Source organism: Nostoc sp. (assembly GCF_036917775.1).
Taxonomy (GTDB): domain Bacteria; phylum Cyanobacteriota; class Cyanobacteriia; order Cyanobacteriales; family Nostocaceae; genus Nostoc.
Genome location: NZ_JBALEQ010000134.1, coordinates 37,086 through 51,236 on the forward strand (window position 1 = coordinate 37,086; position 14,151 = coordinate 51,236).

Annotated in this window: 11 protein-coding genes; 4 read left to right on the forward strand and 7 right to left on the reverse strand. The window is 40.1% G+C overall.

All coding sequences use genetic code 11. The features are described 5' to 3' along the window. Window positions 1-66: 66 nt before the first annotated feature. The 3 genes from V7K69_RS27210 to V7K69_RS27220 form a co-directional block, all read right to left on the reverse strand. Window positions 67-726 carry a class I SAM-dependent methyltransferase gene (locus V7K69_RS27210; protein ID WP_335040235.1) on the reverse strand — a complete coding sequence of 220 codons (660 nt, stop codon included), beginning with the start codon at window positions 724-726 and terminating at the stop codon, window positions 67-69. A 394-nt stretch (window positions 727-1,120) separates the two neighbouring features. Next, a complete protein-coding gene (locus V7K69_RS27215) occupies window positions 1,121-1,381 on the reverse strand; it encodes a hypothetical protein (protein ID WP_012407382.1) in 261 nt (86 codons plus the stop codon). Window positions 1,382-1,445: 64 nt separating this feature from the next. Then, entirely contained in the window at window positions 1,446-1,586 is a 141-nt protein-coding gene (locus tag V7K69_RS27220) for a hypothetical protein (protein ID WP_179071653.1), read from the reverse strand. 384 nt (window positions 1,587-1,970) lie between these two features. Between V7K69_RS27220 and V7K69_RS27225 the strand changes: the two genes are divergently transcribed. Further along, window positions 1,971-4,046: a tetratricopeptide repeat protein gene (locus V7K69_RS27225; RefSeq protein ID WP_335040239.1), complete on the forward strand. Its 2,076-nt coding sequence runs from the start codon at window positions 1,971-1,973 to the stop codon at window positions 4,044-4,046. A 35-nt stretch (window positions 4,047-4,081) separates the two neighbouring features. Here V7K69_RS27225 and V7K69_RS27230 read toward each other — a convergent pair whose 3' ends face one another. Together V7K69_RS27230 and V7K69_RS27235 are read right to left on the reverse strand one after the other, a co-directional pair. After that, on the reverse strand, window positions 4,082-4,864 hold the full coding sequence (locus V7K69_RS27230) for a hypothetical protein (RefSeq protein ID WP_335040241.1): 783 nt from the start codon (window positions 4,862-4,864) through the stop codon (window positions 4,082-4,084). A gap of 129 nt (window positions 4,865-4,993) precedes the next feature. Further along, a complete protein-coding gene (locus V7K69_RS27235) occupies window positions 4,994-6,526 on the reverse strand; it encodes a DUF1565 domain-containing protein (protein ID WP_335040316.1) in 1,533 nt (510 codons plus the stop codon). A 130-nt stretch (window positions 6,527-6,656) separates the two neighbouring features. Here V7K69_RS27235 and V7K69_RS27240 point away from each other — a divergent pair, with 130 nt between their 5' ends. Beyond that, entirely contained in the window at window positions 6,657-6,845 is a 189-nt protein-coding gene (locus V7K69_RS27240; protein WP_335040243.1) for a hypothetical protein, read from the forward strand. A gap of 106 nt (window positions 6,846-6,951) precedes the next feature. Continuing rightward, window positions 6,952-9,252, forward strand: a complete 2,301-nt coding sequence (locus V7K69_RS27245) for a glycoside hydrolase family 10 protein (protein ID WP_335040245.1) — start codon at window positions 6,952-6,954, stop codon at window positions 9,250-9,252. A gap of 169 nt (window positions 9,253-9,421) precedes the next feature. Here the strand turns inward: V7K69_RS27245 and V7K69_RS27250 are convergent, their stop codons facing one another. Both V7K69_RS27250 and V7K69_RS27255 read right to left on the reverse strand, forming a co-directional pair. Then, window positions 9,422-10,297: a phosphodiester glycosidase family protein gene (locus V7K69_RS27250; RefSeq protein ID WP_335040247.1), complete on the reverse strand. Its 876-nt coding sequence runs from the start codon at window positions 10,295-10,297 to the stop codon at window positions 9,422-9,424. Window positions 10,298-10,393: 96 nt separating this feature from the next. Continuing rightward, window positions 10,394-12,562, reverse strand: coding sequence for a PAS domain S-box protein (locus V7K69_RS27255; protein ID WP_335040248.1), 2,169 nt, complete (start codon window positions 12,560-12,562; stop codon window positions 10,394-10,396). A 415-nt stretch (window positions 12,563-12,977) separates the two neighbouring features. Between V7K69_RS27255 and V7K69_RS27260 the strand changes: the two genes are divergently transcribed. Next, entirely contained in the window at window positions 12,978-14,147 is a 1,170-nt protein-coding gene (locus V7K69_RS27260) for an SDR family NAD(P)-dependent oxidoreductase (RefSeq protein ID WP_335040251.1), read from the forward strand. Window positions 14,148-14,151 lie beyond the last annotated feature (4 nt).

Genomic DNA, 14,151 nt, shown 5'->3' on the forward strand with positions numbered 1-14,151 from the left:
GTTTCACACACTCGCTCATCGGCGTGAGATATTCATACTTTTATCCAGCAACCTCTAAAAGTTCTTTCACTTGGTCGCTACGCCGATAATATGAGGACTGACAATCGGCAATCGTGCATCAAATCGCTCATAATTAACGCTAGAAAAACCAGCATTTTCTAAAGCAATCAAAGTTTCTCTATCTGGATGGCAACCATCACCTATCACTTTCCAAATCGGACGAATTGCGCTTTGTACTTGTCGCAATACAGTTCCTTTAGGTGCAGCGACGTGTTCAATAAATAAGAAGCGTCCGCCTGGTTTGAGTACTCTTAAAATTGCCTGTAATGTATAATCTATATTTGGAACTGAACACAAAACTAAGGTACTAACAACAGTATCTATGCTGTTATCTTCAGCATCTAACCATTCAGCATTACCAATTCTGAGGTCGATATTTAAGCCTAGTTTTTTAGCTTGTTTTTGAAGATAGGAGTGCGTATGGGGATTTGGCTCGATTCCTATCCAGTGGATATCTTTAGGGTAGTAGGGTAGGTTAGGGCCTGTTCCTGGGCCGATTTCTAATACTTTACCTTGGAGATTTGCAAAAAGAGAACGTTTGCGATCGCCTACGATATTATCATACGTGCTGCTACTTTGAGCCATCATCCAGGCAAAGAAACGTTTACCAAAGTTGGCATAAATCTGATTTGGGGAATCTCCAATAATTGGGTTTACAGTCATCATCTACTTCCTAAAATTTGAGGCTATAAATTATTGCACTAAGCAACTATTTATAGTCTTAAGATACGATAATTTATGTTTCTTGTACCTCACCCATTTGATTCACCTGATTGGGTGATTTTGATTAATATACATACGTAACGACTTCCCGTAACCTACCACAGAAATAGAAAAATTGCAGAAGCAGAAGTAGAATTTGTCTATATATAGCAGTCCTAAAATAATGAGTCGTCAAAATGTCCAATTATTTTCTCTGCGTTCTCTGCGCCTCTGCGGTTAATTTCTTTTTATAAATAATTTATGAATCCAAAAATAGCAAAAAGCGTTCCGTAATTGGGAACGCTATCTTTTAGTAAATTCTGTTAAGGTAATATTAATTAAATGCTAGTTGATGAAATTAGGCATGAAGATTTGCTTGTTCCTGTAACCAAGGATCTACAGGTTGTCCATCTTTGCGGCGTAACTCAATTTCCACTACCATCACTTCTTTTGAACCTGGAGGTGCGGGTTTTTTATGGAAAAGAATATCATAGTCTTCTGGATTATGTTTGCGTTCTTTCAACCATTCTTGTACCTTGGTTGTGGCAAAAAATGATTGCCCTTGCTCAAACATTCGAGTAATCTGCAATTGCAGTGTATAAGGATTTAGCCTACCCATTTTCTACCGCCTTTGTTAAGTAAATTTTAGAACAAGTAATCTGTTTATCTTAGATAATCTAATGTTAGTGCGAAGTACGCACACCTGACACTTCACCTATAGGTGCAAATTCCAGTTTCAACACCCTAGCATCTGTAGCAACATCCGAAGGTATTTCGGTATATGGTCTAAGAAAGCCTTGATACTCCTGCAATCTGTCTTCCATAGGTTAATAAATTCTTATTTGTGTTGCTTTAGTTTTCGTCACCTTTAGCAGGAGTTTAACCTTAGTACAGCTTTGCGTAAAATCATGGCGAATTGAGGGTTGAAATTTAAACGCAAAGGTTCGCAAAGGTAAACGCAAAGGGGCGCTGAGAATTCGCTACGAATTAATGTTAGAATAGTAATTCACAAAAAATAATGTTAAAAACTTGACTGCACCACACACAGCACTAAAGTTTTACGTATACTAAGAGACGAGGGAATAGATTAGTTAAGGATTATTCAGAATTTCCCAGTATCTCTATAACATTTCACTACTTAATTCTGTTATAGATTGGAAAGAGGCACGCCGCTTCAAAAACTGACCAACAGACTGAAAATGGTTGTTATGAAGAGCAAAAATCAAGCTGTTTTCGCTTTAATTGTAAAAAGTACTATTGTCTTTTTACCCTTACTATTATCCGTTGGAATTGCCAATGGGCAATCTGCACCATCACCTTCCCCAGCATTAACCCAGACTTCGGTATTGTCGAATCAGGAGCGGGAAGAATTAACACGACTACGAGCAGAAAAGCGGATTCAACAGCAAGTCCAATCTGATTTTAATAGCGCTTTTAGCCGTACAACTATTTTACTTAATGTCTGGCTAGTTATATTAAGCCTATTTCCAGTCGCAATCATTGCTTTATTTTGGCTACTGCGACGGGTGGTAATCCGTGAAATTGTTGATAGAGCGATGCAACAATTACAGGGGATGGAAAAATTACAAAATCAGCTATCTACCGTTAAAAAAGAGGCTGAAAATGTTATTCAAGATGCTAAAAAAATAAATTATGAATTAGAACAAGAAACGGTTAGCTTACAACAAAAAATTAAAGGCGAACAAGAAAATTTAGCTGCCCTGACATCGGAACTAGATTTAGCTAAATCACAGGTATTAAGTAGATTAGAGACTCAACTCAAAAAATCTCAAGAAAATATAGAAAATTTAGAGTCAAATTTTGCTGTTGTTGTATCTAAATTAGAGCTTGATGCTCAACAACAAAGAGATGTAGCGCTGGAAAATTTAGGAAATTTAGCATCTGTCCTATCACAAGAATTATCTAATTTAAACTTAGGTGTACAACAACAGCAAGAGTTAGTATTGGCTGATTTAGAAGGCTCAAAATCTGAGTTCATAACTCAACTTTCTGGATGGCAGTCTGATGCTAAAAATAAAAAGGATATAGTTTTTGAAAGTTTGGCTAAATTGCAATCAGAATTTGCTGCTCAATTATCAGAATTACAGGTAGATGCTCACCACAGAAAAGAGATTGCATTTGAGAGTTTAGGGAAATTAGATAATGAATTGAAATCTCATTTATCAGAACTACAAACGGATGCTCAGGAGCAAAAAAATAAAATTGTTGAAAGTCTAACAGTATTACAATTACAGTTTGCTGAACAACTATCTGAATTACAATTAGATGCTCAAAAGCGCAAAGAGTTAATTATTGAAAATTTAGAAAAAGCTGCTTCTGAATTTAGTTCACAATTTTCAGAATTACAATGGAATGCTCAACAACAAAAAATTCTCATTTTGGAGAAGTTAGAAAGATTAGAAACTGAGTTTGTCTCTCAACTCTCTGACTTACAATTGGATGCTGAAGAAAGAAAGGATCTTATTCTTCAAGAACTAACTGAAATTACACCTGAATCTATCTTAGAGGCGGTGAATTATGAAGTTAAGGAAGAAAAAGAAATAGAGAAACAGCCACAACAACCAGAATTGACTGCTGATGAGTATGTAAAAGAGGGAGATGGGCTGTTTTCTCAAAAGCGCTATGAAGATGCGATCGCAGCTTACAACCAAGCGGTTAAAATTCAACCTGATGAACCTGTGGCTTGGTTAAAACGAGGCCTAACTCTCGGAAGGTTGAAACGCTACAAAGATGCGATCGCATCCTACGATCGAGCTATTCAGATTCAACCAGATTATCATCAAGCTTGGTGCGATCGCGGCGTTGCTTTTGGGAAACTACAACAGCATCAGCAAGCCTTTGCTTCATTCGAGAAAGCTACACAAATCAAGCCTGATGATGCAGTCGCTTGGTTAAATTGCGGTCTTTCTCTCGTAGCATTGGAAAAATATGAAGAAGCAATAGTGTCTTTTGATAAAGCGCTGGAATTCCAACCTAATTCTCCCAAAATCTGGGATAAACGCGGTTATACCTTGGTAAGATTGGGACGCGATGATGAAGCGATCGCTAGTTTTAACAAAACTTTAGAAATTAAGCCAGATTATGCCAGTGCCTATTACAACAAAGCAGCCTGTTACGCACTGCAAAGACAAGTTGAACTATCTCTGGTAACTCTGAAACAGGCAATTGAACTTGATCCCAGGTATAAAGAAGACGCAGCAACTGACCTAGATTTTGATGATATTGCCGATGATGAGCGCTTTAAGCAGTTAGTTGCAGAATAAAAAGTTATTTGTCATTTGTCATTTGTTGTTTGTCATTAATGCTTCCCCTGCTCCCCATACTCTCCTGCTCCCCCATCTGGCGGATTTTGTTCGCTAGACATCGCTTTGAGTTTAGATGTAAAAGAATCAGAGCGATCGCTTTTTTCTGGGGTAAATTGCCCAATCGGGGCATGAATAGCAGCAGGCGGCAGCAGTTTTGACTGCCGTTGGGAATGGCTTGGTAATGGGCGAGGCGGTGAACTTTCTTGTAAGGTTTGCCTTTGGCTAACAGCAGACGATAGCTGAAGTGTTGCCGAAGAAGCAAATTTCCCAGAAAGGGGAGATTTGAGAACAGTTTTATTGTCCCTAGCTTCCTCCTTGACTTCTTCATCTAAAGATGTCTTTTGTTCGTAACTTTTCAGTTGTAGAGTTGCAGTATTGCTTTTTTGATAGCCGTTATGAATCTTCGCAGGTGGTAATTGAGGACTCGTGACTCTCTCTACAATGGGGTTTTTCTTGGCTAACGGCAGGCTTGGAGCAGGCGATGAGGTTAAACTCTGGGGAAATTTGCTACAAATCATCCGTTCAAATTCCATATTGAAATGATATGTAGCCTGATCCCGGCGCTGCCAAAATACTAAAATTTGCTGCACTGAAACTGCTTTATAACGGCCTTGATATAGTGCCTCAATTACTGCCAGGTGTAGCCAATTCAGAGGGTATTGCGTTTGCCAACGCTCTACTAGCTCATTGGCACTATAGCCACTGAGATCAAAACTATAATTAATTAATAAAGCGATCGCCAAGTTGGCAGAAGTATCTGGAAGTGTTGTTAACATGGGGCTATTAGCTTTCGGCAATAGGTCTTAAGATTCTTCACCCATCGCATATTAGCCTAGCGTGCTTTTAACTACATGGTTTTTTTCCAAGAGTACAAAGCCGATAAGCAGTGTTTCCTATTTTACTTGTCAACTTCTGGAATGCAACCCTACATAGAATGATTTAATCGCAGATGTTCGCCCAATGGCAACTAATGCTTGATAAACCATTGCTGCAACTTCGGCGCGTGTTGCCAGACGTAAAGGTGCAAGTAGTTGGGGATCTGGGTAATTAACGATGATTTTTTGTTGTGTAGCAGTGGCTACGGCTCTTCGGGCGTAGTCGGGGATGGTATGCCGATCGCTATATACTTCTAAAATATCGCTATCAACAGCTGCTAGTCCCAGTCCGTTTACTAGGGAGACAATCACCTGTAGGCGTTGAACGTGTTGATTGGGGCGAAAAGTGCGATCGCTAAATCCGCCAACAAAGCCACCGCTAGCCGCCACTTGGATAGCGCTATAAGCCCAAAAATCCTTGGGGACATCCGTAAAATCGGGTGCTGAGATTTTGGGAAATGGGTTAAAGGCGATCGCTACCAGAGAGGCATACTGGGCGCGAGTCATGGGTTTATCTGGCTGGTAGCTACCATCGGCAAAACTATAAGTTAAATCCATGCTTATTAATGCTTGGATAAATGGTTCTGCCCAATGTGCATCTAATTGAACAGACGCGGGGAGTTTTTGAGATGGGGATTGTGCCGGAGCCTCAGATAAATTAGTGCTAACCGCTACTAAATTCGCTGGGATCAATTCTACCAAGCCCTTGACTAGAGAAGGATTCAAATGATTACCTACGGAAATTAGCTTTTGTTTAGTAGCATTATACAAATCAAATTCACTATTATCACTAAAAATATTATCAGCAGAATCTTGGGTATTGCCTAAGTCAGGAATTGCATTGCCATTGACTAATAGACCACCTTGGGTATTTTTAGTAATGAGATTTTGACGCAGCACGGGTTGGGCGTTGCGAGAAAGTGCGATCGCGGTACGATTTTCTGATAATTTGTTATTTGCGATCGTCGGAGTAGCAAAGTCACTAATTGCTATACCTAAAGGGTTTCTTTCAAATAAATTCCGCAGTACTTTTCCCTGGCTATGACCTGCTATCACCAACCCGCTAGCAGTATTTTGCACAAATATGTTGTCTAAAATTTCGGGTTTGGCAGTACCAGTGACAAACACACCTTCCCGCCCACAGTCCCCCAAAGTATTATTCGCTAAAGTAGGTGCAGCCGATTCAATCCAAATAGCAGTACCTTTTGCTGAGGGATTAGTGACAGTTACACCTAAAAAACTGGCATCATCTAGCAAGAGCAGCGTAATATTTTGTATCCCAAAGCTGGGACTTTCATACTCGCCACTCCCGGAAATTACAATCCCTGCACCTTTATTTACTTCGTTGCCGATCACTGTTGTCTCTCCAGGGATAATCAGTGGGAACACCTCACCATTAGCAGTGCTGTAAGTCCCCGGCTCAAGATGAATTATCGTCGGGATTTTGGTTATTTTTAAGGCACGGGTGAGGCTTTTAAACGGACTCAACCGTGAACCAGTATTGGTATCATTCCCTGTCATAGGGTTGATATAGAGTGTGACGACGAGGGTAGAGTTCACCATTGATAGTTGAGAGTCAATTGTTTTAATTATGACAATCATAAATAACACTACTTGTAGCAAACTTTTTCAAAGTAGTATGACTGTGTATAGAAAATATATCCACATTACTTTTTCTTGCAAGAGGTCTAATGTGTACACACAAGTTATAGACTCTCATGCAACATTCCGAGTTCTCATCTCGGCCTTTGGTATTCCCAGGTTAAAAGACCACGGTTATCACCCTGAACCATCTGAAAGAGGAGTTAGAGAAGGTTTATCCCCAAAAATCAGCTTTGAATTTTCGGCACAACCATTCTATTTGGCACTACTAACTCTATAACTGCGTCAAGCGTCTTGCAGCTAAATTACTGTATCAGTTTTCCTGGTGTAGCAATTTAACGTTTATATGGAATGAAATTTAAGCAATTAGTAACCAGCCAGAAGTAATGACAACTCAGTTTTGGGAAAAAAGCATAAAAATTAATGCGACTCTAACCAACTTACTATTAAATCCCGTGCGTAGATGCTTACTTTTATGGCGCAGCAAGTTACGTAAAGCACCTGATGGAGTTGCGGCTAGTCGCCAGACATCGCCTTTCATTCATCAAGGTTGGTGGCTTTTAAGGAAGCGTCTGCTGCCATTATTATTTTTGATATCATTCGTTGCTGTATTCCTATTCAACAGCTTTGTCCCTGCTATTGCCCAACTGCCTCCTCAACCTCGTCAAGAAATTCGGGGGGTGTGGCTCAGTGGTAACGATTTTAGCGTTTTCAGAAATCGCTCCAAGGTGCAAGCAGCCATGAGACAACTAAGAGAATTAAACTTTAATACTATTTATCCAGTGGTGTGGAACGATGGCTATACACATTACCCCAGTGCCATCATGCAAAAAATGGGTATTCCCTTCTTCTTCAAGGGAACAGATGGACAAGATGTAATTGCAGACATTATCAGCCAAGCCCGCAGAGAAGGACTACTAGCAATACCTTGGTTTGAATTTGGTTTCATGGTTCCCTTAACTTCAGAACTTGCATCCCAGCATCCAGATTGGCTGACACAAAAGCAGGATGGTACTCAAACTTCAATTAGTGCTGCGGGTGAAGTAGCGTGGTTGAATCCCTTTCACCCCGAAGTACAAAAGTTTATCACCGAACTCGTCATGGAAGTTATCACTAAATATGACGCTGATGGCGTTCAATTTGATGACCATACGAGTTTACCAGTAGATTTTGGTTACGATAAATACACAATTAGTCTATATACTCAAGAAACTGGGAATCCTCCTCCACCTAATCCTCAAGCCCAAGCATGGAAAAGATGGCGGGCAGATAAAATCAGTGCATTCATGGTAAACCTCTACCAAACCGTGAAAGCTCAAAAACCAAACGCTATCTTCTCAGTTTCTCCTGTTGATTCGGAATACGCCTATAAAGTGCAACTGCAAGACTGGCTCAACTGGGTACGGTTGGGTATCGTCGATGAGTTAGTCATGCAGGTATACCGTAATGATTTGGAAAGTTTTATCAGTCAAATTACCCGCCCAGAAATTTTAGAAACCCAAAAAATAATCCCAACTGGTATTGGTATTTTAGCGGGGTTACGAAATCGCCCAGTTTCTCTATCACAAATCCAACCCCAAGTAGAAGCAGCGCAACAACGCGGTTTAGGTATCGGCTTTTTCTACTACGAGAGCCTTTGGGATATCGCGCCTGAACCAGCAGCGCAACGACAGTCGGCATTTGCGGCTCTTTTTCCCAATTCAGCGTTACGCGACATTTCTCAAAATATAGCCGGCAAGACAACTTTGAACACTATAAGCTTACCTTTATATCCAAAACCTTCCCTTGGTCAACGTGTTCGCGGCTATTTTTTGGAAATGGCGATCGCAAATGGTCAGCCAAGACGTATTTTATTAGATACAGGGTCAGCAGGTATAAGGGTTCCCAAAGAGTTTTTAGGTAATGCTCCTATCCGCAGAACGGGACAAAATATCAAGGAAGTATTAAATGATGGCACTATTCTGGAGGGAGAATTAGTTTATACTAATGTCCGATTTGGTTTGCTTCCTGCCACAGAACCCGTTCCGGTACAGATTGTTACTAGTCGCCAATGTACTGCCCAAAAACCTAAATGTTCAGCAAATATTGGTGTGCCATTTGCTGGTATTGTCGGTGTCAACTATTTTGAAAAATCACTTCCCTATAACCCGTTGAGAAAATTACCAGGCAATTTGAGTAACGGATTTATTGTTACGGGAAATGGTGGTAATAACAATAATGGCAGCCTAATTCTTGGTTTAACTCCTGAAAATCAAGCAGGTTTCAAAATGGCTCCTTGGAGTCAACAACCCGAAATTAATGGTGTACCCGGTAACAGATGGGACTCTCAACTGGGCAAAGTTTGTTTAACTATTGCTGGGAGTTCTGCTAAAAATTCTTGTAATGCCACAATGATCGCTGATAGTGGAACTATTAATGGTTTGACTGAATTCAAGTCAGCTTCTACAGCAGGTAAACTCAAAGCAGGAGTATTAGGTTCTGCAAATGCTGTGAAAGTCGGAATTAATGGCATTTTTGATTATAGTTTGAAACCAGGAACCCGCGACGGGTTTAATCGCTGGAATCTGAGTATCTCACCACAATCAGAACTGCCTATATTTGTAAATACTGGCATCGCCTTTTTTGACAAATACGATGTTCTCTTTGACCAAATTAATGGAAAACAGGGTTTTCGCAGTCGGCGGTAACATGAAAGTAAAGAATTCCCTTACCTAATGTTCTAAACTAGTGGTCTGTCCCATTAATGCTGAATAAGTTAATCAGCTTTTCAATTATTTCTTCTTTACCTCTTCCTTCGCGCTCTTTGCGTCCTTTGCGGTTCGCTCTCTTATCCCTCAAAATTAATGGGACAGACCACTAGTCTTTCTGAACCAGCAAAACTGACTTCACGGGACGCTTGATAGAATTTCCTTCCAAATCAACCTTCCCGTAAAAGGTTTTGCCATTGTAATAAAGCGAAGACGAACTCCCTCCATCCAGATTCATCGCTTTATCAGCACCAAGAGTTTTCATAAAATTAGCTAGTGCTTGTAAGGATATCCCACTAGCAGGAACAGAGGGTTTTTGAGCCACCATAACTAAAACAACGCTGCCATCACGAGTAATACCAACGGCAGTTCTGGCGTTGGGTTGGTTGCTGCCAAGTGCATCTCGTTTATTGGCATTATCTACAAAACCTTCTTTTTCTAAAGTGATTTCTGGTAATAGGCTTGGCCCTGCGCCTATGGCATCCACTAACTGACAACTGGCTGGCTGTGACACACTGTGCAGCGCAATATCATAGCGAATATTCTGTCCACATGAGTAACGGCGAAATTCTGTGCGATTGAAAATTTGACTTAGGTAAGATTTTAAGTTGGGATTGTTCACCAGGCGATCGTTTTCCTTGGGGTCAGCCACCACCTTTCCTTGTATGACTACATAAGATGTAGTTTTTTGGTTGGCTGGGTCAAAAAAGCCTGCGTTCAAGATAGCTACGGCTTGATGCTTTTGGGCAAATTCTTCTACTGTGGCTACCTTTTGTGATATTGCAGGAGTTACCAAAAATTTGCTATTAGCTGGAATCAACAAAATGTGAGCAATGCCTTGGGGCAAAGTGCGCTCGAAATAGCGGATACTTTTTGGTGGTGAAGATGCAACAGTTGATATTGACCGTGTTGATGAATGTAAATTAAACCACAACACCATTGCCAAACTAATTAATATCAAAGCCAGTAGTTTGATTTTCCTCACATTTAAACTCACTTGCGGTTAGCTCAAAAAAGTTAATTTAGTTGAAATACTTTAAGCTGAAAAATAAGTGATTAACTTGAATTAGATATGAATCAGTTAGCCATCTCCTGTAACTGATTCCAGTTCTGGAGATAGCAAAGATGTGTCTCTAAATGTTGAGGCAGGCAAGTACACTGTAAATTGAGTTCCTCTACCTATCTGACTGTAAACATTGACAAAACCACCGTGATTCTTAATGATACCCAATGCCGTAGAAAGTCCTAAACCTGTACCCTTGCCTATCTCTTTGGTGGTAAAAAACGGTTCAAAAATCCGTTGCTGTACTTCCGACGACATCCCCATTCCAGTATCTGTCACCACGATCGCAACATAAGAACCAACTTTAGCATTAATATTTATCTGGGCAGAATGTTCACCAATCACCAGATTTTCTGCTGCAATCCTTAATATACCGCCATTGGGCATGGCATCGCGGGCATTAACTACTAAATTTATCAGCACCTGATGTATTTGAGTTATATCCCCACGAACGTACCACAGGTTTTTAGGGATATCTGCCTGACAGGTAATCGATTTGGGGAATGTTTGAGCGATAATTTGCTCAATTTCTGCCATCAAAGGCTGAATTTGCACAATTGTCAGTTTGCTTTCAATACCCCGTGCAAAAGACAATACTTGCTTGAGCAAATTAGCGCCGCGTTTCACATTATTTTCTAAAGTTTGCAGTATTTGCTGACTCTGCAAATCGGGCAATTTCTTCTGCAACAGTTGAACTGACATTAAAATTGGGGATAGTATATTGTTGAGATCGTGGACAATACCGCCAGCTAAAGTACCTATACTCTCCAAACGTTGCGATCGCAGAAGTTGAGCTTCCAGTTGTTTTTGCTGCGTAATCTCGGTGTTCACACTCAAAATGGACTTAGTTTGTCCATGATCATCTCGGATCAGTATCCACCGACTTTCAACGATAATTACTTTACCTTCCTTTGTCAGTTGATGCAACTCACCGCGCCACTCACCTGTATTCATCACCTTCAAGTAAGCATCTTCTAGCTGTAGTGAAATATCTTTATACAAAAGTTGTAAAACATTCTTACCCACAACTTCCTCAGCCTTCCAGCCGTAAAGACGTTCAGCACCTTGATTCCAAAACAATATTTGGTTGTGGATATTTCGTACCAAAATCCCCTCAGTTGATACATCCAGCAGCAATCCTTGTTCACGGATTTTCTGTTGGGCCTGTTTTTGCTGGGTTATGTCTCGCATCAGTGCCAAATGAATGAATGTACCATCAGATTCGTTACGCAGTGGTACAGCATAAGTTTCCATGTAGCGACGAGTACCTTTAAATCCGATAATTTCAAACTCCAAAGTCCCCTTGTTACCTTGGCAGATACTTTTATGCAAATCGGTAAAAGCTGCTCTATACTCTGGCACAATTACGGCATCAATTGGTTTACCAATCAATACATCAGGACTTTCTACTTCCATCATTGCCAATCCTTCGGCATTAATTTCTAAAAGGGTGCCATCCCTAGCAATCAACTTAATACATTCTGGTTCTGCATCTATCACGGCTCGTAAACGGTTTTCGCTTTGGCGTAGAGCTAGTTCCGTCTGCTGAAGTTGCCTGATATAACGCCATAACAAATCATACAGCAGCGCCACCAGCACCAAATCCACAATCGCAGCGATAAAAAATGTGACTATCGCCTTTTGGGAACTTGCTTGCGACTGCTGCATTCCCTGCTGTAATAATTTTTGCTCTACCTCTAAAGAGTCGTAAATCAGCTGTTGAATTTCTTTGCTGCTTTGGTTATCTTTATCAGATAATATTCGCTGCCGAACTGCTTCAAATCCCTGGTTTTGTCTGAGATAAATCTCTTGTTGCAGAATTTCGAGTCTACTGGTAATTTTGGGCTCCAACAAAGAAATCCACTGCTGCTTTTGATGGTTGTCGGCAGTTAATTTACTAAGAATCTGAATATGGCGATTAGTTTGTTGAGAAGCTGCAAGATAAGTTTTTAGATCGTCTGCATCTGCTGTAATTAGATAATTACGTTGTGCAGTTTCAGTATCTTTGAGTAGAGATTGGATACTTTCAACTTGAGTAATCAATTTATATGAGGATGTCACCCATTGCTGGTTGTGAATCAGCTTAACAGTGTTGTTATAAGAGACTACAGCATTGGTAAATACAACTGCCAATGCTAAAACGAATATTGCTTTTAGCTTTTGAACTCTATACCATTTTTTGACCATGCGTTCGCCCTTTCTGCCGCAGATGCCCTCCATCAGTTAAGATTAAATAAGATTAAAGATTAAAAACAAATACTGAGAATATTTTAAGGATTTTGAGAACACTGGTAACAAATTACAATCTGTTATAGTTGTAAATATCTGGATTTTTGGGGATGATGATTTATACATAATAGTCACAAATAAATCCGCTAATTTTTAATATAAATTCATTTTTACAGTAATTTGGGCAATGCAATTTAATTAAGATACAGCAGTTTGTAGCTAAATGAGGTATAGAACCAAGGATTCACAAATCAAATTATTCTTCTGCCTGCTGCCTCCTGCCTCAAAACCAGTAACTTTGTACCTCATACAAAAGAAAACTGCTGTAAGTTTTCTATTAACACAGAGTAATCAATAATACCAAAAATGGCTAATGACCAAACTACCACGTTGCATTGTCTGCAAGACAACTTTTTTACAGGGTCATAGCTTTTACACTGGACTTTGTGTTGAATGTGGAAATCTTAACTTCAGCAAGCGTCAGCAAAGTGCTGATTTACGGGGTATGATTGCCATTGTCACAGGAGCCAGGGTAAAGATTGGTCATGGGGTAGCGTTGAGACTGTTACGAGATGGTGCGACTGTGATTGTAACAAGCCGTTTTCCCCATGACGCGGCAAAAAGGTACGCAGCAGAGCCAGATTTTCTAGAATGGCAACATCGGTTGCAAATTTACGGACTCGATTTGCGCCATCTCCAGAGTGTTGAGCAATTTACCCAACACATTTGTAAGTTTTACCAGCGACTCGACATTATTATCAATAATGCGGCACAAACAGTCCGTCATCCGCCAGCGTTTTATCATCATTTAATTGAGTTTGAATCACTGTCTTTCGGGGAACTACCGCCAGAAATACAGGTGTTAGTAGACCATAATCATGCAGTGAACACTGAGAATTCTGCACTATTAGCTAGTACAGAAGAAAAACAAGCCACATTTACCAAAAATTCTGCTTTACTGTCCCAAATTCCTTTGATTCCCGAAGACATCGGCGATAATTCGGCTTTTTTCCCTCTAGAAGGGTATACCGATGATCAGCAACAACTTGACTTGCGTCCCTTTAATAGCTGGCTGATGAAGGATGATGAAGTCAGTATTTTAGAATTATTGGAAGTGCATATAATTAATGCGATCGCTCCATTTGTCATTAACAGTAGACTCAAACAATTAATGAGCAACTCCAAAGAAACTAATAAATACATCATTAATGTTTCTTCAGTGGAAGGACGATTTAACGATGTTGACAAACCCTGGCGACATCCCCACACTAATATGGCCAAGGCTGCTCTCAATCAAATGACCCGTACCTGTGCCAAAGAATACGCCAAACATCGTATTTTTATGAATGCAGTAGACCCTGGATGGATTAGCTTCCAACACCCCTATCATCAAGCAAAATCCATGCAAGAACGTGGCATTTATCCTCCCTTTGATATCAATGATGCGGCTGCACGCATTTGTGACCCAATTTATCTAGGAATTAACCAAGGTAAAACACCTTTTGCTAAATTATTTAAAGACTATACAGAAATAGACTGGTAATTTA

Bases quoted from the DNA above. Each gene is read 5' to 3' on its own strand.
- V7K69_RS27210 (WP_335040235.1), bottom strand. From the start codon at position 726: ATGATGACTGTAAACCCAATTATTGGAGATTCCCCAAATCAGATTTAT.
- V7K69_RS27215 (WP_012407382.1), bottom strand. From the start codon at position 1,381: ATGGGTAGGCTAAATCCTTATACACTGCAATTGCAGATTACTCGAATG.
- V7K69_RS27220 (WP_179071653.1), bottom strand. From the start codon at position 1,586: ATGGAAGACAGATTGCAGGAGTATCAAGGCTTTCTTAGACCATATACC.
- V7K69_RS27225 (WP_335040239.1), top strand. From the start codon at position 1,971: ATGAAGAGCAAAAATCAAGCTGTTTTCGCTTTAATTGTAAAAAGTACT.
- V7K69_RS27230 (WP_335040241.1), bottom strand. From the start codon at position 4,864: ATGTTAACAACACTTCCAGATACTTCTGCCAACTTGGCGATCGCTTTA.
- V7K69_RS27235 (WP_335040316.1), bottom strand. From the start codon at position 6,526: ATGGTGAACTCTACCCTCGTCGTCACACTCTATATCAACCCTATGACA.
- V7K69_RS27245 (WP_335040245.1), top strand. From the start codon at position 6,952: ATGACAACTCAGTTTTGGGAAAAAAGCATAAAAATTAATGCGACTCTA.
- V7K69_RS27255 (WP_335040248.1), bottom strand. From the start codon at position 12,562: ATGGTCAAAAAATGGTATAGAGTTCAAAAGCTAAAAGCAATATTCGTT.
- V7K69_RS27260 (WP_335040251.1), top strand. From the start codon at position 12,978: ATGACCAAACTACCACGTTGCATTGTCTGCAAGACAACTTTTTTACAG.